Source organism: Azospirillum sp. TSO35-2 (assembly GCF_003116095.1).
Classification (GTDB): Bacteria; Pseudomonadota; Alphaproteobacteria; order Azospirillales; family Azospirillaceae; genus Azospirillum.
In genome coordinates, this window is sequence record NZ_LGRA01000021.1 from 2,398,116 (window position 1) to 2,417,888 (window position 19,773).

The window sequence follows — 19,773 nt, forward strand, 5'->3', positions numbered from 1 at the left end:
AACACGCACTGGAGGACCGAACTCACGCCTGTTGAAAAAGTCGGAGATGACCTGTGGCTAGGGGTGAAAGGCCAATCAAATCAGGAAATAGCTGGTTCTCCGCGAAAGCTATTTAGGTAGCGCGTCGCGTATTGCTCCGGGGGGTAGAGCACTGGATGGGCTAGGGGGGCGCGAGCCTTACCAAACCTAACCAAACTCCGAATACCCGGAAGCAGAGCGCGGCAGACAGACGGTGGGTGCTAAGGTCCATCGTCGAGAGGGAAACAGCCCAGACCGCCAGCTAAGGTCCCCAAATCACGGCTAAGTGGGAAAGGATGTGGGAAGGCCATGACAACCAGGAGGTTGGCTTAGAAGCAGCCATCCTTTAAAGAAAGCGTAATAGCTCACTGGTCTAGTTAAGCCGGCCTGCGCCGAAAATGTATCGGGGCTCAAGCCGTGTACCGAAGCTGCGGGTGTGATCTCTGATCACGCGGTAGCGGAGCGTTCCGTAAGCCTGCGAAGGGTGGCCGCGAGGTCGCCTGGAGGTATCGGAAGTGAGAATGCTGACATGAGTAGCGACAAAGAGTGTGAGAAACACTCTCGCCGAAAGTCCAAGGGTTCCTGCGCAAGGTTAATCCACGCAGGGTGAGCCGGCCCCTAAGGCGAGGCCGAAAGGCGTAGTCGATGGGAACCACGTTAATATTCGTGGGCCAGCGGGTGAGTGACGGATGGGAAAGCGTGTACGATCTTATCGGATTGATCGTGCTGTGGACCTGTTCCAGGAAATAGCCCCCGCATCAGACCGTACCCCAAACCGACACAGGTGGACAGGTAGAGTATACCCAGGCGCTTGAGAGAATGGTGTTGAAGGAACTCGGCAAATTGCCCTCGTAACTTCGGAAGAAGAGGGCCCCGTTCTGGCGCAAGCCAGGGCGGGGGGCACAGACCAGGGGGTAGCGACTGTTTACTAAAAACACAGGGCTCTGCGAAGCCACACAAGGCGACGTATAGGGTCTGACGCCTGCCCGGTGCCGGAAGGTTAAGAGGAGGGGTGCAAGCTCTGAATTGAAGCCCCGGTAAACGGCGGCCGTAACTATAACGGTCCTAAGGTAGCGAAATTCCTTGTCGGGTAAGTTCCGACCTGCACGAATGGCGTAACGACTTCCCCGCTGTCTCCAACACCAACTCAGCGAAATTGAACTCTCCGTGAAGATGCGGAGTTCCCGCGGTCAGACGGAAAGACCCCGTGCACCTTTACTACAGCTTTGCAGTGGTGCTAGGGATCTCATGTGTAGGATAGGTGGGAGGCTTGGAAGCATGGGCGCCAGCTCGTGTGGAGCCAACCTTGAAATACCACCCTTGAGATCTCTGGCATCTAACCGCGGCCCGTTACCCGGGTCCGGGACCCTGCATGGCGGGTAGTTTGACTGGGGCGGTCGCCTCCCAAAGTGTAACGGAGGCGCGCGATGGTGGGCTCAGAGCGGTCGGAAATCGCTCGACGAGTGCAATGGCATAAGCCCGCCTGACTGCAAGACTGACAAGTCGAGCAGAGACGAAAGTCGGCCATAGTGATCCGGTGGCTCCACGTGGACGGGCCATCGCTCAACGGATAAAAGGTACGCCGGGGATAACAGGCTGATGACTCCCAAGAGTCCATATCGACGGAGTCGTTTGGCACCTCGATGTCGGCTCATCACATCCTGGGGCTGGAGCAGGTCCCAAGGGTTCGGCTGTTCGCCGATTAAAGTGGTACGTGAGCTGGGTTTAGAACGTCGTGAGACAGTTCGGTCCCTATCTGCCGTGGGTGTAGGAGTTTTGCGAGGATCTGTCCCTAGTACGAGAGGACCGGGATGGACATACCTCTGGTGCACCGGTTGTCACGCCAGTGGCATGGCCGGGTAGCTAAGTATGGACGGGATAACCGCTGAAAGCATCTAAGCGGGAAACCCACCTCTAAACCAGAGCTCCCTTGAGAGCCGTGACAGACCATCACGTCGATAGGAGGCATGTGGACCGGCGGCAACGCCTGAAGCTAAGCCTTACTAATCGCTCGATCGGCTTGATCTCTGCCGAGCGCCATGCACAGCGGTAAGCCGCTCCATGGACGACTTGAAGATACATCCCGTCACTGACAACTCGACCTTATGACGATCCTGCGCAAGGATCGCGAAAAAGGCCGCCTTCCCTCGGGAATGGCGGCCTTTCGCGTTTGGTGACAAAGGCGTCTTTACTCGCCCAGACTCTTGAAGCCCATGTCGCTGTCGGCCGTGGTGACGAACCAGTTCTTCGGGTCGCCGGTTGGCCCGGCCAGCTCCTGCTGGTCCAGCGCCGGCCGTACCATCATTCGCGTCGGCGTGCGCAGGCCGTTCTTCAGGCAGAGGAAACCCATCATCGACAGCGGTCGCGCCGCCTGGGCGTTGATCGTCCGGCACATCAGCGCCGCCATCCCCTCGCGCCGTCCCAACTCGACCATCAGCGAAAAGGCGGCCATCAGCCAGCCCGGCCGGGCAAGATAGTCGCAGACGACGCCAACCGGCTCGCCCTTCCAGTGGTCGACCCGCAGCACGACATAGGCCAGCACCGTCTCGCCCCGCATGACGTAGAAGCGCCGGTGCCGGTCGGCCTGCGGCATGGCGTCGAACCGCCAGTTCAGGAAGGCCCAGTCGCGCCGGGCGATCACCGGATGCTGCGGCGATGCCGCCTCCCACAGATCGTCGACCCGGTAATCGAAGCTGCCGATCTCCACCAGCTTGGCGCCGAGCAGCCGGGCCGACAGCCCGTAGCCGAGCGAGGCCGAGGTCAGTGCCGGCTTGCCGACTTTGGCCACCAGCTTGGCGAGCCCGCCGCCATAGGGGCTGACCCGCAGGCAGCGCAGCGGATCGATCACCCGCAGATAGGTCGGAACGTTGCCGAGGTCGAGCCAACCCGCCCGCTTGTAGGATTTGTAGGCGGCTTCGGTCATCGACAGCGACACGGCGAGGTCGCTGGCGCTGGAGTGGGTCTCCGACAACGCCGGACCGACGCCGCGCAGACGCCATTCCGGCGCCACCATCAGGTCGATCGCCCAGGAGGCCCGGCGGTTGCGTTCGCCCACCTTCAGGGCGAAGGGGATGCCGCCCTGCTGGCCGACGACGGCACCGTTGCGTTTGCACAGCCAGAGCTGCACGCCCTCGTGTTCGCGCTCCGGCGGCTCCTCGAACAGCCAGTGGAAATGGTCGGGCGCCAGTTGGATGGCGTCGGCGCCGAAGTGGGCCCGCTGGAATGTTTCAAGGGCGGAGCGGTCGTCCGGCTCGTACCGGGCGACCCCGCGTTGCTTCCAGTCGATGACGCTCATGCCTCATCCCCGACGGACACCGGCCGCACCAGGGCTGCGCTGCGCAGGATGCGGGCCGAGGTGCGGCGCTTGGCGGTGATGTCCTTGTAGACGCGGTGGACCTGCGCCTGGGTCAGGTTCAGCGCCGCCGCAGCCTCTTCCTCCGACGCGCCGCGGCCGTAGGCGCAGAGCGCGAGGTCCAGCTTGTCGTAGGGCAGGGCGTAGTAGAACTCCTCCTGCGACTGCGGCAGGGTGTAGGTGTCGGTACTGGGCGACTGCGCCTGGATCTCCGCCGGCAGCCCAAGATAAGCCGCCATCTGGTAGACCTGCGACTTGTAGAGATGGGCGATCGGCTTCAGGTCGGCCAGACCGTCGCCGCCGCGCACGAAGAAGCCCAACTCGTATTCCAGCCGGTTCGGCGTGCCGAGCACCGCGTAGTTCAGGCGGTCGGCGTGGGTGTATTCGACCGTCTTGCGGATGCGCTGCTTCAGGTTGGTGGCGGCGACGACGTCGAGATAGACGTCGACCGGCATGCGGCTGGTCTGGCGCTCGCCGTCGGGCGATTCGACGGTCAGGGTGAAGTAGTTGACGCGGTCGGCGTCCAGCAGGTTGCCGGCCAGACCGATCTTCTGCTTCCAGCCCGGACCGAATTCCGGGAACAGCCGGCGGATGGCGCTGTCGCGCCGCTCGTAGCAGCCGAGCGCCTCCAGCGGGCCGGTGATGGTCTCCATCAGCGGGGTGACGCCGAGATGCTCGCACAGCAGGGTGCCGAGGCGGGTGCTCTTCGGCGAATTCTCCTTCTCCGGCATCAGGATGCAGAGCACGCGCTCCGGTCCCAGGGCACGGACGGCCAGCGTGGCGCAGACCGAGCTGTCGATGCCGCCGGACACGCCGAGCACGACGCCCTGGCGGCGCAGATCATGGGCGACGATGCGTTGGATGGCGTCTTCGATCTCGCGCGCCGCAGCCGCGCAATCCAAATCGAGGGCCTTGGAGTCGAACGAAGCGAGGGCGTTCAGCATGGCGTGGCGGTTCCCAATAGAGGGTTGATGCATCGTCGTGGAAAGACAGCTCGCGGCGGTCAGGCCGCGGTGGATTGAACGGTGTCGAGCCGGTGGTCCGGGCCCCGGTCCTCCAGCACATGGATGTCGGCGCGGTCCAGGGCGTCGCGCTGCTGGCGAACGCGCTGGGGAAGCTCGTCGAAAACCGAATGGGCCAGCATCTGCAGCGTCAGCACGCCGACCAGCGCCATCTCCTCGCGCTCGCCGCCCATCCGGCCGTCCTGGCGGTGGGCCTTGTCGGCCAGCGCCGTCACCGCGGCCGGATCGGTCAGGCCGTAGCGGGCCAGCGCCTCCTCCGACAACAGTTCCCGCACATAGTCGGGGGCGTTGGCGCCGAACAGGGCGCTGGTCATCGGCGCGCGGTAGGGCCGCTTCGGCCGCTGACCGATCTCGGCCGGCAGGTGACGGGAGGCCAGCCGGCGCAGCACCAGCTTGTCGCGCAACCCCAGCATCTTCATCCGGTCCGGCAAAGCGGCGCAGAAATCGTCCACCTCGGGGTCGAGGAAGGGGTAGCGGACCTCGATGCTGTTGGCCATGGCGACGCGGTCGCCCTGGCTGGCCAGCAGATAGGGGGTCATGAAGGTGGCGATCTCCGCCCACTGGCTGCGGGCGAGCGGCGACCAGCGCGACCAGCCGTCCGGCAGATGGGCCGCGACATGCGCCTCGAAGGCGGCGTCGTCGGCCGTGGCTTGCACGTCGGCGGACAGCAGCCGCTGCGACCAGCCGGTGTTCCGCCAGCGGGTGCGGTGGGCGTAGAAGGTTTCGGCGGTGTCCATCATCCCGCGCTTGAAGAAGGCCTGCCACAGCGGGCTGTCCTTCGGACCGGCGGTGGCGGCGAAGGGGTGGATGCGGCTGAGCAGCTTCGGCCGCGCCTTGCTGTCGGGCTGGCGCGCCCAGAAACGGCGGACCTTGTCCTCCTTGAACAGGTCGTAGCCGGCCAGCCACTCGTCGGCACCCTCGCCGGACAGCACGACGCGGATGCCGCGGTCGCGCACCAGGCGGGACAGCAGGAACAGCGGGGCCGGCGCGGTGCGGACCAGCGGCGCCTCGCCATGGCGGACGACGTCGGGCAGCGCGGCCTGGATGTCCTCCGCTCCGCACAGGATGTCGTGATGCTCGGTGCCGACATGGCCGGCGACCAGCCGCTGCTGCGGCGTCTCGTCGAAACCGGCGTCGGTGAAGCGGACGCCGAAGCTGTGCATGCGGGTGGTGTCGAGCTTGCGGGCCAGCGCCGCGATCACCGAGCTGTCCAGCCCGCCGCTGATGTAGACGCCGACCGGCACGTCGGCGCGCAGCCGCAGGCGGATGGCGTCGGTCAGCTTTTCCTCCAACCGGTCAGCCGCCTCGTCGAGCGAGAGGGTGGCGAGCGCAGGGTCGGCGGTGAAGTCCGGCTGCCAGTAACGGTCGGTGTGCAGGGCCAGCGCGGAGTCGATGCGGATGGCGGTGGCCGCCGGCACGCTCTCCACGCGATCGAAGACGCTGCCGTGCGGCGCGGTGCTCCAATGGGTGAAGACCTGGGCGAGGCGGGCGGGGTCGAAGGCCGGGGTGACGCGGCCACCGCCGAACAGGGCCTTGGCCTCCGACGCGAAGACCAGATGGTCGCCGCGGCGGGCGTAGAACAGCGGCAGGATGCCCAGCCGGTCGCGGACCAGCCACAGCTCGCGCCGCCTGGTGTCCCACAGGGCGATGGCGAACTGGCCGTTCAGCTTGGCCCAGGTGGCGGGGCCGTATTCCTCGAAGGCGTGGACGATCACCTCGGTGTCGGTCTGGGTGTAGAAGCGGTGGCCGCGCGCTTCCAGGTCGCGGCGCAGTTCGACATGGTTGAAGATCTCGCCGTTGAAGCTGATCCAGAGGCTGCGGTCCTCGTTGTGAATCGGCTGGAAGCCGCCGGCCAGACCGACGATGGACAGGCGGGCGTGGGCCAGCCCGATCCGGCCGTCACGGTAGAAGCCATAGCCGTCCGGGCCGCGGTGGCCGAGCATGGCGATCATCCGCTTCAGCTCGTCCAGATCGGCCGGTTCGGCGCGCGGTCCTGCAAGAACTCCGGCGACACCACACATGAGCGTGCTCTCTGTCCTGGGGTGGGTGTTCTGTGAGGGAAGGGGTTTTGTCCCCTCCCTAACCCTCCCCCGCTTTGCGGGAGAGGGAACGGCCGTACCCGCGCAAGGCTCCTGCCCCCTCTCCCGCCGCAGGCGGGGGAGGAATGGGGAGGGGGCCGGTGTCGGCGCCTTCCATCAGCTCCTTGCGCCTGATCTTGCCGGACTCCGTCTTCGGCAGGCTGTCGCGGATCTCGATGAATTTCGGCACCAGATGGCTTTCCAGCCGGCCGCGGCAGTGCTGGCGGATGACGGCTTCGGACAGGGTCGCCCCGTCGCGCGGGACGATGAACGCTTTGACCGCGAGGCCGTCGGCATCGTCGGGAACGCCGATGATGCAGGCATCCAGCACCCCGTCCAACTCATAGAGCGCGTTCTCGACTTCCCGTGGGCTGACCTTTTCGCCGCGGCACTTGAAGATGTCGTCCTTGCGGCTGACGAAGTGGAGGTGCCCTTCGGTGTCCTCGGTGAACAGGTCGCCGGTGAACAGCAGGGTCTCGCCTTGCGGACCGCGCCGCAGGCGGCGGGCGGTCTCATCCGGGCGGTTCCAGTAGCCGCGCATCACGTTGGCGCCGCGCACCACCAGCTCGCCGACCTGACCGGCGGGAAGACGGTGGCCGTCCTCGTCGGCGACGAAGGCTTCGCAGTTGGGAATGGCGCGGCCGACCGAGGCCGGCTTGGCGTCGAGGTCGGCGGGGTCGAGCGTGCAGATGCGGGTGCAGCACTCGGTCATGCCGTACATCGAATGGAATTCGGCCTGCGGGAAGCGCTCGCGCAGCCGGCGGAGATGGGCGGCCGGCAGTGGGGCGGCGGCGTTGGTCAGGTAGCGCAGCGACGACAGGTCGGCGGTCTTCGTCGCGTCCAGTCCCAGCAGGGTGGAGAAGACGGTCGGCACGCCGGGAAGGCCGGTGACGCGGTGCAGGACCATGCGCTTCAGCGTCTCCACCGGGAAGGCGAAGGACCGCTCCAGCACCACGGTGAAGCCGACGCGGGCGCCGGTCAGGATCTGCGACAGGCCGTACCCAAAGGTCAGCGGCAGGACGCACATCACCACGTCGTCCGGTGTGTTGCGCAGATAGCTCGAGATCGCCCAGGTCGTGGTGATGTAGTTGGCGTGGGTCAGCATCACGCCCTTGGGCCGCCCGGTGGTGCCGGACGTGTACATGATCGCCGCCAGATCCTGGTCGATCAGCCGGGGGTCGGCGGGCCGGCGGCGGGGAGCCGCCAGCGCGTCGGCGTAGAGCATTCCCGCAGGAGCCGGCGTCGTCCCGGCGGGCAGCGAGGAGCCGACCCACAGCAGGGCGGGCGGCGTTTCCAGCGTGTCCAGCGCCGGCAGGATCTGCCGGGCGAGGGCCGCCGGAGCGATCAGCAGCCGGACGCCGGCGTCGGCCAGCAGATAGGCCAGCTTGTCGGCCTTGGTCGAGGGGTTCACGGGCACGAAGACGCCGCCGGCCTTCAGGGTGGCGAACAGGCCGGCGACGTATTCGATGGAGTTTTCCAACATCACCGCGACCCGGTCGCCGCGGCCGATGCCGGCCGATTGCAGGGCGCAGGCGACCGCGTCGCTCTCACGGTCGAGATCGGCGAAGGAGCGGCGCGCGTCCCCCGCGATCAGCGCGGTGCGCGCGGGATCGCGGCGGGCGGTTTCGGTAAGGAACTGGTGAACGAGATGGATCATGCCCAATTGGATCATGGTGGTCACCGTCCTGCGCTCGTCGTGCGATCGCCCTGCCTGTGCCTGGTCGGAACCTTCCCGGGGTGGCCGGGATGGCCGGTCAGGCGGCGTTGCGCAGTCCCTGCTTGCGGTCGACGAAGGCGGCGATGCGGTCCACCGACTCCAGGTTGTCGGCGACCATGTCGTCATCCTCGACGGTGATGCCGAAGCGCTCCTCCAGGAAGGCGACGACGTGCATGATGCCGGTGCTGTCGATGACCCCGGACTCCAGCAGGGATTCACCGTTGTCGAAGCCGGAATCTTTGCCGAGCAGGAAGTTTTCCACGATGAACGCGCGGATTTCCGGCAGGGCGGGAGCGGTCAGGGTCGTGTCGGTCAGGGTGGCGGTCCGCATGTCTCTGAAAACTCCTCGTGGGTTCGGTCGGAAACGGGGTTCCGGATGGCTTGGAAGGACGTTCGGGGAGTGATCCCACCTTGTCCCCTGGCTGTTCGGGCCTCTGTTTTCGCATCCGCGTGCTGCTTGCAATTTTATTGTGATACTTGAGCGGCTTTGCGAGTGTTCAAAGGATAGGAGTGGATTGAAGTCTGTGGTTAGCCACTCTGTTCTCGGGTGATAGGGCTTGACATCCAGAACTTGACCTTCGGCATCGACCACATCCGGGCGGTCATACGCCCGCCGATTTCGGTTTTGCCATGGCGCCCGACCATTGCGCCGCGTCGGCCTCTCCGGGCCCGGTCGCGGCCGCCTTGCGCTTGCGCAGCCAGGCCGGAATGCCGGTCAACTGCACGCTGAGCCAGTCGACCGACACGTCGTCCGATACCGGGAACGCCTTCAGCCGCAGCGGATCGCCGTCGGCGTCGTTCCAACCGGGATCGATGGTGCGGGCGGTGCGATAGCCGGCGTGGCGGATCTGCTCGACCTCGCGCTCGCTGAAATCGCCGTTCGGAAAGGCGAAGTGGCGGCAGGGCTGGCCCAGCGCCTCCTCCAGCTCGATCCGGCACAGCCCGATCTCCTCGGCGCAGCGGCGGTCGTCGCATTGCAGCAGGATCGGGTGGGTGCGGGTGTGGGCGCCGTAATCGGCGACGTCGGTCATCCGCGCGATCTCGTCCCAGGTCATCGCCTGACGGTCGGCGCCATCGCGGTCGGGATCGTTCCCCGCCTCCGCCAGCAGGCGGCGGCGTTCGGGATCGGGGACCTGCTTCAGCCGCTCCACGCCGATCGCGCCGGCGGCGTCGGTCTTCCACCAATAGGGGCGGGCGGTGCCGACGACCTGGCTGCAAAGATAGATCGTCGGACGCAGCTCGAACTCGCGGAACAATGGGGCGAGCGCGGTGTTGTTCCGATGACCGTCGTCGAAGGTGACGACCAGCGGGTAGGGCGGCAGATCCTCCCAGCGGCCGGTCTCCATCGCGGTGGCCACCGCGTCGAGCGTGGTGAAGCTGTAGCGCCGGGCGTACCAGCGCAGATGCTCGCGCAGAGTCTCCGGGGACGGGTCGTGGTAGACGACGATGGTCACGCCCCGTCGCGCCTTCAGGAAACGCTGCATCGCACCGAATCCCGTCCAGCGCACCAGTCCGGCGATGGCCTGTTTCATGGTGCTCCCCTCCTTCTCGTCGAAGCCGGGACCGCCGGGCGGGCGGCCCCGGTGCGGCTTCATCCGGTGGTCCGTTCGGCGCTGCCGTGCGCCGTTCCCATCGGCCCGGAGCCCATCGGTCCCGAGGCGGGAACGGCGGTCGTCGATCCGACCGGTACGGCGGGCATCGCGGCCACGATGCCGCGGGCGTTGCGGCGGTAGATGTCGAGCAGCCGCTCGCGGAACACCGCGACGTCGAACTGGCGTTCCCAGCGCGCCCGCGCGCCGGCGCCCAGGTTCCGGCGCAGGTTGCGGTCGTCGATCACCCGGACCAGCGCGTCGGACAGGGCGGCGACGTCGCCCGGCGGCACCAGCAGCCCGGTTTCGCCGTCGGCGATGGCGTCGGGGACGCTGCCGACCGGGGTGGCGACGATGGTCAGCCCCTCCGCCATCGCCTCCAGCACCGACATCGGCAACCCTTCGAACATCGACGGCTGGACCAGCACATGGGCGTGGGCCAGCTCGCGCCGGCATCCCCCCTGGTCGAGCCAGCCGGTGAAGCGCACGCGGTCGGCGATGCCCAGCTCGGCGGCGAGGCCGCGGTAGGTGTCCAGATCGCCGTCGCCGGCGATGGTGACCTCCCAGCGCCGGTCGCGGCAGGCCGGTGAGGCGAGCGCGTTGAGCAGGACGTCGATGCCCTTCAGCTTGATCAGCCGGCCGAGGAACAGCAGGCGGATCGGGCCGTCGAAGCCGTCCTGGGCGTCGTCGCGCACCGGCGCGGCCGCCGGGCCGGGCACCGCGTTGTGCAGCAGCGTCGTGCGGCGGCGCGCCTCCGGCCCGAAGGCCTCGGCCACCCAGTCCCGCCAGAACTCGCCCAGCACGACGATCTCGCTGGTCATCGCCATCATGCGGCGGATCGCCCAGCGCGTGACCGGTCCAGAGTCCTTGAAGTGCTTGGGAAAACGGCCGCCGTGCAGGTGCAGGACCACCGGCACGCCGAAGGCGCGGGCCAGGGTGATCAGGATGCCCTTGCGCAGGACGCTGCCGTATTCCGCCATGTGGATGTGGACGAGGCTGGCCTTTCCGGCGGCGAAGCAGCCGGTGAGATGGACGACCGCCCGGGCGAAGTAGCCGGGCATCTGACGGAACTTGCCGGGCCCATAGCTGTCGACCACCTCGAACCGCACGTCCGGGCAGTTCTGCCGCAGGTCGGTGGTGAAGTTGTCGACGACCCGCCCCATTCCGCCCTTCTCCTGGGTGCCGCCGGGGGAGACGATGTAAATCATATCCGCTCCTGATCCTTTCCCGGCCCGCCGTTCCTGTGCTCCGCCCTGGCGTTTGCCTTGTGACGGCCGTCCTTCGACGGTTTCGACGGGCTTGTTGTTATCGGCCTGCTGTCATCCCGCGCCGATGCCCTTGCCGGGTCGGACCGGGATGCGCGTTGCGGAGCCGCCGGTCGGCTGCGGCTTTGACGATGACGACCCGGCGTCGGCTGGCCGGGCGTTGCGGCCCCGCCAGTCTACGCCATGCTGCAGCCTTACGCTGTGGAGCGACCGAACGGGTGGACTTGCCGGGATGGTTACCCAACCTGTGCATGTGTTTCTCCATTTCGGTCATAGGGTTTCTGCCGGGCTCCGGTGGCGCCCTACCGGCGCTTCGTGGCGGCGGCCGCCTGCTCCGCCAAGGAATTCAGTTCCCCCGTCAACTCCGTGCCGGTCTGGTCGAGTTCCTGATAGATGGCCAGCAGCGACTTGGCGTAGGCATCGATGCCGAACTGCTTCAGGAACAGCCGCCGCCCGTTTTCCGCCAACCGCTGGTACAGCTCCGGGTTGCCGGCGACCTCGGTGATGGCGTCGGCCAGCGCGGTGGCGTCGTTCACCGGGATGATGCGCGCCGTCTCGCCGTCGGTCAGCACCTCGGGGATCGAGCCCACCGGCGTGGTGATGACCGGCAGCTGCGCCGACAGCGCCTCCAGGATGACCATCGGCAGCCCTTCATGGGTGGAGGGCAGCAGCAGCATGTCGTGCGACCGGATGTGCGCGTGGGCCTCCTCCCGACCGATCCAGCCGAGGAAGCGGCATTCCTCCGCCACCCCCAGCTCGGCGGCGAGCGCGCGGTAGCCGTCGACGTCGCCGCCGCCGCCGATGGTGACGTGGAAGAGCTGGCCACGCTGTTTCAGCGCGCGGCAGGCGTGCAGCAGCGTGCCGATGCCCTTGCGCTCCGACAGGTTCGCCAGCACCAGCAGCGACAGCGCGGCGCCGGCGGCGGGCGGCGGGCGCACGCCCAGGTCGGCGCCGACGTCGGGAACCGCGTTGTAGAGCACGCGGATCTTGTGCGGGTCGGTCTGGACCGATTGCACCAGATAGTCACGCCAGTTGTCGCCCAGCACGACGACCCGGCCGCAGCGGTTGAACAGCCAGCGGCTGACGCGGCGGGCAAAGGCGCTGCCCTCGAAATATTCGACGAAGGAGGCGCCGTGCAGATGCACCACCGTCGGGCAGGACATCATCCCGGCGACGGCCTGGATCGCCCCCTTGCGCAGGAAACTGGCCCGCTCGGACACGTTGATGTGGACGACCGACGCGCGCCGACGGGCGAGCAGCCATGTCATCCGGGTCAGCGTCAAGGCCATGTAGAACGGCGACAGCAGGACGCTGCCGGTGCCACGGGTGTCCAGGATGATCGATTGGGGCGCGCCCGATTTGTCGAACTGGTCGACCACATAGCCCGTCATGCGGCCGATTCCGCCGCCGCCATCCAGGGCGCCGGGTGTAGCGAAGACGATCACACCCTTGGGCGCGGCCCGGCGGCTGGCGGTGGTCCGGCTCTGTTCGGTGCTGTCCATAAGCGTCGGGATCCTTTCGGCTCAGGCCGCGTCGGATGCGGAAAAAAGGGCTTGGCGCAGCCGGCGGCGCAGGCCGACCGGCATCAGCGAATGCATCGTGAAGGTGGCAAGCGCCATCGGCGTCGGCTGGCCGTCGCGTAAGGCGGAATTCAGGATCCGCCAGCGCGTGCCGGCCGTCCGTGCCGCCTGCTCGCCGCCGGTCGCCTGCAGCAGCAGGCTGGCGTAGGCGCGCGGCGACAGGTGGTCGCGCATCGCTTCCGCCCATTCCAGCGCGTGGTTGATGTTGTGGCAGGTCGACAGGGTGACGCGGTTGTTCTCGGTGTAATGGACCGCCATCACGTCGGGGATGTGAATCAGGGCGGTGCCGTCGACGCGGCCGCAGGTGATCAGCCATTCCCAGTCGTCGAAGCGCGATTCCGGGATGGGGTTGCGCAGCAGCAGCGCCTTCGGCGCCAGCAGCGTGGTGGTGGGCGCGAAGGTCTCGCCCTTGAACAGCCCGCGCCGGACGAACAGGTAGTCGCCGATGGCGTCCTGCCGGGTCGCCAGCCGTCGCGGCCAGGCGAAGGTGCCGCGCGCCGTCACCACCTGGCACCGGCAGCTCATGATCGGGAAGCGGACGCCAGCCGGGCGGGCGGCCATCTGCAGCGCCACCTTTTCCGGCATCCAGTGGTCGTCGTCGTCCAGGAAGGCGACCCAGTCGCCGCGGGCGTCGCGCACGCCGATGTTGCGCGCTTCGGCGGCACCGTGGTTGGTCTCCAGCTCCATCACGGTCAGCCGCGGGTCGTCGAGGCTGGCCAGATGGGTCGCGGTTGCCGGATCGGGGCCGTCGATCACCACCACCACGTCCAGATCGCGGTAGGTCTGGTCGAGCGCGCTGCGCACCGCCCGCATCACCAGATCGGGCCGGTTGCGGGTCGGAATGACGACGGTCACGTGCTGATTGGTGCCAGGGACGTTCGGTTTCGGGGCGCTGGCCCCCAAGCTGTTGTTGTTGCTTGCCGGCTCGTTCATCGGGCTCATGGGTCTGCCTTCGGTCGAAGCAAATTCGGAGGACATCAGAGGGATCGGCCGTGGCCGGCATAGGCCGGTCCGATGCCGGCGGGCGCCCCTGATGGGACGTGGCGTTGCAGGCGGGCCTGCTCCGCGGCGCGGGCGTTGACCATGCGCTGCCAGCGGCTGAGCTGGACCAGGCGGACGACGGCGATGGTCGCGATCACCCAGTTCAGGGAATGGCGTTCGGCGAACACGCTTTCGGACACCGACACCGCCAGCAGGGCGCAGCCGACGGCGAAGGCCCAGGCGGCCTCCGCCCGGCTGTTGCCGTAGCGGGCGGCGAAGAAGCCCTGGAACAGCATCCGCCCCAGCACCACCAGCACCAGCACCACACCCACCAGCCCAAGGTCGAGGGTCAGCTCCAGCCAGCCGCTGTGGGCCGAGGTGATGCCCCAGTCCTTGGTGAAGCTGGCGCCGGGCCCGTTGATGCCGAACCAGTAGGCGGCGTAGCCGTAGCCGAGCAGCGGGCGGTCCCACACCGATTGCAGGATGTGGTCCCACAGCACGGTGCGGCCGGTCAGCGTCGGGTCGCGGCCCAGCGCGTACAGCACGTCGTACCAGAAGAAGGCGCCGGCGGTGACCATGATGACCAGCAGCGCCGCCAGCAGCGCGATGGTCGGCGCGAAGCTGCGGATGCTGCCGCGCAGGAAGGTGGTGGACAGCAGCGCCACCGACACCAGGATCGAGGTGACGAGCCCGGTGCCGGACCGGCTCATGACGATCAGCAGCATCGCCAGCCCCAGCAGCGGACGGGTCATCCAGCGGCTGGATTCCTTCTGCCAGTCGAGCCAGACCAGGCACAGCACCAGCCAGACCATCATGCGGCCGGTGACGTTCTTCTGGAAGAACACGCCCTTCCAGGCGCCGACATGCTGGGTGCTGTCCAGGCCGATGGCCGGCATGGCCGCGATCATGACGAAGGAGATGATCATCAGGATCGACAGGCCGGTCACCAGCAGCCGCATGATCTCCGGAAACCGGAAGCGCAGGCCGAGCCAGATGCCGAAGACCGTGGTGAACAGGAAGGCGATCGACCGCCGCAGGGTCACGTCGGGAAACAGCGACCACAGCGCGGTCAGAAAGGCGAAGGCCATCAGCATCGTCAGCGCCGGGCTGGCGAACGGGATCTGGAAGGCGAGCGCCGGTCTCAGCGCGATGACCATCAGCAGCAGCAGGTAGATGCCGCCGTACAGCATCGTCACGCCGGAGGATTCCAGGTCGCCGGCCAGCGGGTCGCCGCCGGTGAGCATCAGCGGAAGCACCGAGCCGCCGAACGCCATGATGCAGACGACGGCGATGCTTTTCTCAAGAAAGTCCAGGATTCTCATAGGCTTTCCTTTTTCGGCGTTCCCCCTCCGCATCACTTCGGGGGCCTCTGCCGTTCCGCGTTTCGCTGTGCAGCACTGAAGATGCGACCCCCTCCCCCCTTCGCGTAGCCGGGCGGTGGCGTTAGACCGAAGGAGGTCAAACCCGATCGGGGTAGCCGCTTTCGCACCCATGCATCCTTTCCCGCCGTCGAAAACGGGCGCATGGCCGTGCGCCTCAACGAAAAGACCCCCGCGCGGCGGCGCGGGGGTTCGGCTGGCAAGCCCGGCGGACGCAGCCGGTTGCGATCGTCGCCCTGTTACGACCCGTCGCCCTTCAGGACCATCACCGCGGTCTTGCACAGGATGAAGAAATCGAACAGGAGGCCGCAGTTGCGGACGTAGAAGACATCCATGGAAACGCGTTCCTGGAAGGTGGTGCGATGGCGGCCCGACACCTGCCAGTAGCCGGTCAGACCCGGACGGACCGTGCCGATCACCGCCGCGCTGTCGCCGACTTCCGGCAGTTCCTTCGGCATGTAGGCGCGCGGACCGATCAGGCTCATGTCGCCCATCAGGATGTTCCACAGCTGCGGCAGCTCGTCGAGCGAGGTCCGGCGCAGGAAGCGGCCGAGCGGGGTGATGCGCGGGTCGACCGTCAGCTTGTGGTAGGTCATGTACTCGTCGCGGGCGGCCGGGTCGTTCTCCAGCAGCTGCTGGAGCTGTTCCTCGGCGTCGACGTGCATCGAGCGGAACTTCAGCAGGTCGAAGGTCTGCTTGCCGCCGGCCCAGCGCTTCTGGCGGAACATCACCGGACCGGGGCTGTCGAGCTTGATGGCGACGGCCAGACCCAGCATCAGCGGCGCCACCAGGACCAGCAGCAGGCTGGACAGCACGATGTCCATGGCGCGGCGGATGCGCAGGTAGCCGGTCGGCGGACGGACGCTGACGCGCAGGGCCAGCGAGCCGTGCAGATTGTGGTAGGTGGCGTCGACCGCGCTGACGTTGCCCTCGCCCAGCACGCAATAGACCTGGCGGAAGGGCAGGGTGCGGATCAGGCCGGTCAGGTCGCTGCCGTGGCGGGTCATGTGGCGGCCCATGTCGGCGACGATGGCGGCGCTGGCGAGGCGGGCGACGGCCGGCGACTGCGTCAGCATCTCCACCGGCCCCATCACCGGCAGGCCGGCGACGCGGGTCTGCCACAGGCTGTCGTCGTCGTCGACGAAGCCGACCGGCCGCATGCCGAGCCAGGGCAGGCGCTGCAGCTTCTCGGCGATGGCGGCACCCTGCGGGCCGGCGCCGACGATCATCACCGGGGTGCGCCAGTCGAGCGCGCTCGACAGCAGGCCCTGGATCAGCAGCAGGTCGGCGACGTAGGTGATCGCGAAGCCGAGGAGCGCGATCGACAGCGCCTCGACGAAGAAGGAGCGGAAGCCGTCCATGACGATGAACGGAACCGCCAGGACCGCGCAGCAGAGGAAGGCGGCCTGGAAGGTGCGGCGCGTCCGTTCCATGTAGTCGAAACGGCCGAGCGTGTAGATCCCGAACACCGACTTGACCAACGGCACCAGCATCAGGCCGGTGACCAGCGACCGCTGCCAGGCCGCGGCTTCCACCGGTTCGGTCAGTGCGTCGGCGCCGAGGAAGTGATTGAGCGCCCAGCCCACCAAGGCGAGAACGAGGCCGTCGGACAAGGCCAACAGCAGGCCGGGCGCGATCGGCGGGATCGCTGCCTTTTTCGCCGAGGTCAGGTCGATGACCACATCAGGGTCCAGTTTGCTCATCGCAGGTCCCGTGGTTTGAAGGGAATGCCAGCCACCGCTTTGGTGAAGCCCCAGGCGATGGTCGCTCGTCATCAGCGTCGCTTTGGACCGGCCCGTCTTTACTGCGTTGCACCGGTGTTTCAGCACCGAAACATTTGTGTAAAGAGCGCTGTTTCATGATCTTGGGATCGGCCGATCCGCGGTTCGTTGAGGACGAATTAGGATGAGGATCGCCGTGCAGCAACAGATCATACGGACGTTGATTTCGCGTCGGCGATACCACCGGGTTTCGAAGGGTGCGGGGACTTGAATATTAAAGGCGATACTTTCGGATGCGGACTCCGGTGGGGATAGCATTTCGGGGTAGGGGCATGGTGGTGTCGCACCCCGGCAGCGCCTCCGCTCGCCGCAAATTGTGGGTAGCGACGGCCCGGACCATCCCCCGACCGGTCGGGTTGCTGCGGCACGAAGGGGGGCGATCACCGAACGTGCGGGGTGGTGCGGGCGACCGGATTTACCGAAGGAGGGTGCCGGGCAATTCCGGACGAGAGCGCGGCGCGAACGAACCCTTGCGCGGCGCGGGCGCGGGAGGCAGCGTGCGATCACCCCGGAATGCCTACTCGGAAGGTCCGAGGTGCCTGACAAAAGCCGGGATGACTAGCACCGAAGAGTGCCCCGGTCGCTTCAAGGCCGAATTGACGGTTTGATGGTCGCCGCCAAGATTTGGCCCGACATTTTCCCGTTGTGCGCCCTCCGCCTTTTGCGGACGTGCGGCCTTATAGCGGGAACGCGGAGGGCGAGGAATCCGGATGGCTCTCGAAGCTGGCACCATCATCAAGCATGGCTGGATGTTCATGGTGGCGAATGTGGTCAACCGCGCTGCGGGGCTGCTTTTGCTGCCGCTTTATTCGAAGGTTCTTTCACCGGCGGAATTCGGCGTCTACGCCCTGATCAGCGTGGTGGGCGACATCGTGGCGGTCATGCTGATGATCGGCATGATCAACGCCTTCACCGTCGTCTACTTCGAACATTCCGACGACCGGGGGCGGGCCCGCGTCGTCAGCACGACGATGATCGGGCTGTGGGTGGCGTCGCTGGCGCTGCTCGCCGTCGCCTATCCGGCCGGTTGGGGAGCCAGCCACCTGCTGTTCGGTTCGGCGGACGACGCGCCGATCATCGCCTTCGCCTTCGCCGGGATCGCCTTCAGCGCGGTGTTCGAGCTGGCGTTGGCCTATTACCGGGTCCACAAGCGGTCCGGCACCTGCCTGCTGATCTCGGTCGGCAAGGCGGTGGGGCTGATCGGCCTCAACCTCGGCTTCCTCCTCGGCATGAAGCTGGGGGTCACCGGCATCTTCCTGGCCAACGCCATCACCTTCGTCGGGCTGGGCGTCGCCCTGACCGTGGCGATCCTGGGGGTGAACGGCCTCGGCTTTTCCTTCGGCATCCTGAGGCGGGTGTCGGTGCTGGGGCTGCCCTTCATGCCGCAGACCATGCTGGACATGGGCAACCAGTTCGCCATGCGCTATCTGGTGAACCTGCTGATGGGCGTGGCGGCGGTCGGCGTGCTGTCCTTCGGGCTGCGGCTGGCGACCATGCTGTACATGTTCCTGACCGCGTCCTTCCTGCAGATCTGGTCGGTCAGCCGGATCGAGGCGCAGGACAACACCGCCGGGCGCGACCAGTCGGAGTTCGTGTTCTACCTGTTCCTGGTCCTGCTGTCGGCCGCCGGGCTGGGCATGGCGCTGACGGCGCCCGAGGTGCTGTGGCTGATCGCCTCCAGCGACTACGCGCCGGTGCTGCCCTGCATGCCGCTGCTGGTGCTGGCCTATGTGCTGCACGGGGTGCGGATGCACGCCGAGGTCGGGCTGGTGAAGACCAAGAAGGTCGGCGTCCTGCCGATGATCTCGATGGGCGGCCTTGCGGTCGGTACGCTGGTGATGTCGGTGACGCTCGGCCCGCTGGGGCTGATGGGCGGTGCCATCGGCGTGATGGTGCGCGAGCTGTTCATGCTGGTGGCGACCGAGACGCTGTGCCGCCGGCTGAGCCCGAATGAGCCGCCGCTCAGCGGCGTGCGGGTGCTGGGCATCCTGGCCCCGGCCTCCATCGCCTGCCTGGCCGGGCTGGGGCTGTTCGGGGACGAGGTCAACCCGACCCTCACCGCGGCCAAGGTCGGCCTGACGATGCTGTTCGTCATCGTCGCGCTGTTCGGCCCCAGCTTCGCCAAGTCCGACCGCGCGATGCTGTTCCGCATGCTCGGCCGATTTCTGCGCCGGCCCCAAACCGTAGCCTGATACGCCTGTTCCGAAACTCTGCCGACCTCGCCTCGATGTTGCTCAGGTCGGACCGGGAGGATCACACAACCGATGCAGGACGCTCCCCGTTTCACCTATTCGCAGACGGTCTCGGCCGACGCCATCCGCTACGGCGGCGGTGGCGGCCTGGGCGCGGTGCTGAAGCTGCTGGCCGGCAACCGGATGTTCCGGGTGACCTTCACCCTGCGGAGCTGCCAGGCGGCCAGCCGGCTGCCGTCGCCGCTGCGCCAGCCGGTGCTGGCCGCCTGCCGCCTGCTGCACCGCTGGACCCAGCATTCGGCGGCCATGGACCTGCCATGGGAAACGCAGGTCGGCCCCGGGCTGCGCATCCTGCACGGCTGGGGGCTGGTGGTGAACGCCAGCGCCCGCATCGGCGCCAACGTCACCCTGTTCCACGGCGTCACGCTGGGCCAGAAGGACGACCTGCACCCGACCGGCCGGGTGACCCACTACCCGGAGCTGGGCGACGGCGTCTGGGTCGGCCCGCACGCGGTGGTGATCGGCGTCAGCGTCGGTGACGAATGCATCGTTGCCGCCTCGTCGGTCGTCACCAAGCCGATGCCGCGCCGCACGGTGGTCGCCGGCAACCCGGGCAAGGCGGTGGCCGAGGTCAGCGTTCCCGACATTCCCAACCCGGCGCCGGTCGGCGGCCCGACCACGGTGGCGACCACCGCGGCCGCGTCCCTGCTCCGGGGCTGAGCGGACAAACGGAGAGGGGCCGGCAGCGTGGCTGCCGACCCCCTCCATTTTTCCCAAACGTCTGCCCGTTCAGGCGATCCGATCTGTCAATCCGATCCG

13 protein-coding genes and 1 rRNA gene (1 of these 14 cut by a window edge) are annotated in these 19,773 nt (G+C 67.3%); 3 read left to right on the top strand and 11 right to left on the bottom strand.

The window, feature by feature from the left end:
* A 23S ribosomal RNA gene (locus TSO352_RS27000) occupies positions 1–2,046 on the top strand (it extends 699 nt beyond the left edge of the window).
* A gap of 160 nt (positions 2,047–2,206) precedes the next feature.
* Here the strand turns inward: TSO352_RS27000 and TSO352_RS27005 are convergent.
* From TSO352_RS27005 to TSO352_RS27055, 11 genes are all read right to left on the bottom strand, one after another.
* Entirely contained in the window at positions 2,207–3,313 is a 1,107-nt protein-coding gene (locus TSO352_RS27005; RefSeq protein WP_109110168.1) for a GNAT family N-acetyltransferase, read from the bottom strand.
* The gene (gene nadE, locus TSO352_RS27010; RefSeq protein ID WP_109110169.1) at positions 3,310–4,314 is read right to left on the bottom strand and encodes an NAD(+) synthase; all 1,005 of its coding nucleotides are present in this window, start codon (positions 4,312–4,314) and stop codon (positions 3,310–3,312) included. Before nadE ends, TSO352_RS27005 begins: the two co-directional genes overlap by 4 nt.
* 59 nt (positions 4,315–4,373) lie before the next feature.
* Positions 4,374–6,413: an asparagine synthase (glutamine-hydrolyzing) gene (asnB, locus tag TSO352_RS27015; RefSeq protein ID WP_109110170.1), complete on the bottom strand. Its 2,040-nt coding sequence runs from the start codon at positions 6,411–6,413 to the stop codon at positions 4,374–4,376.
* A gap of 58 nt (positions 6,414–6,471) precedes the next feature.
* Positions 6,472–8,142 (bottom strand): AMP-binding protein, encoded by a 1,671-nt coding sequence (locus TSO352_RS27020; protein WP_247872533.1) that lies wholly within the window; start codon positions 8,140–8,142, stop codon positions 6,472–6,474.
* A gap of 82 nt (positions 8,143–8,224) precedes the next feature.
* Positions 8,225–8,518 (bottom strand): acyl carrier protein, encoded by a 294-nt coding sequence (locus TSO352_RS27025; RefSeq protein WP_109110171.1) that lies wholly within the window; start codon positions 8,516–8,518, stop codon positions 8,225–8,227.
* Between the two features lie 271 nt (positions 8,519–8,789).
* Positions 8,790–9,719, bottom strand: coding sequence for a polysaccharide deacetylase family protein (locus tag TSO352_RS27030; RefSeq protein ID WP_109110897.1), 930 nt, complete (start codon positions 9,717–9,719; stop codon positions 8,790–8,792).
* Between the two features lie 59 nt (positions 9,720–9,778).
* Positions 9,779–10,984, bottom strand: coding sequence for a glycosyltransferase family 4 protein (locus TSO352_RS27035; protein WP_247872454.1), 1,206 nt, complete (start codon positions 10,982–10,984; stop codon positions 9,779–9,781).
* 359 nt (positions 10,985–11,343) lie between these two features.
* A complete protein-coding gene (locus tag TSO352_RS27040) occupies positions 11,344–12,543 on the bottom strand; it encodes a glycosyltransferase family 4 protein (protein ID WP_109110172.1) in 1,200 nt (399 codons plus the stop codon).
* Between the two features lie 21 nt (positions 12,544–12,564).
* Positions 12,565–13,476: a glycosyltransferase family 2 protein gene (locus TSO352_RS27045; protein WP_282183906.1), complete on the bottom strand. Its 912-nt coding sequence runs from the start codon at positions 13,474–13,476 to the stop codon at positions 12,565–12,567.
* Between the two features lie 122 nt (positions 13,477–13,598).
* Positions 13,599–14,924 carry an O-antigen ligase family protein gene (locus TSO352_RS27050; protein ID WP_109110174.1) on the bottom strand — a complete coding sequence of 442 codons (1,326 nt, stop codon included), beginning with the start codon at positions 14,922–14,924 and terminating at the stop codon, positions 13,599–13,601.
* A gap of 296 nt (positions 14,925–15,220) precedes the next feature.
* Entirely contained in the window at positions 15,221–16,684 is a 1,464-nt protein-coding gene (locus tag TSO352_RS27055; RefSeq protein WP_109110175.1) for an exopolysaccharide biosynthesis polyprenyl glycosylphosphotransferase, read from the bottom strand.
* Between the two features lie 788 nt (positions 16,685–17,472).
* Between TSO352_RS27055 and TSO352_RS27060 the strand changes: the two genes are divergently transcribed.
* Entirely contained in the window at positions 17,473–18,954 is a 1,482-nt protein-coding gene (locus TSO352_RS27060) for an oligosaccharide flippase family protein (protein WP_109110176.1), read from the top strand.
* Between the two features lie 72 nt (positions 18,955–19,026).
* On the top strand, positions 19,027–19,674 hold the full coding sequence (locus TSO352_RS27065) for a serine acetyltransferase (RefSeq protein ID WP_109110177.1): 648 nt from the start codon (positions 19,027–19,029) through the stop codon (positions 19,672–19,674).
* Positions 19,675–19,773: the final 99 nt, after the last annotated feature.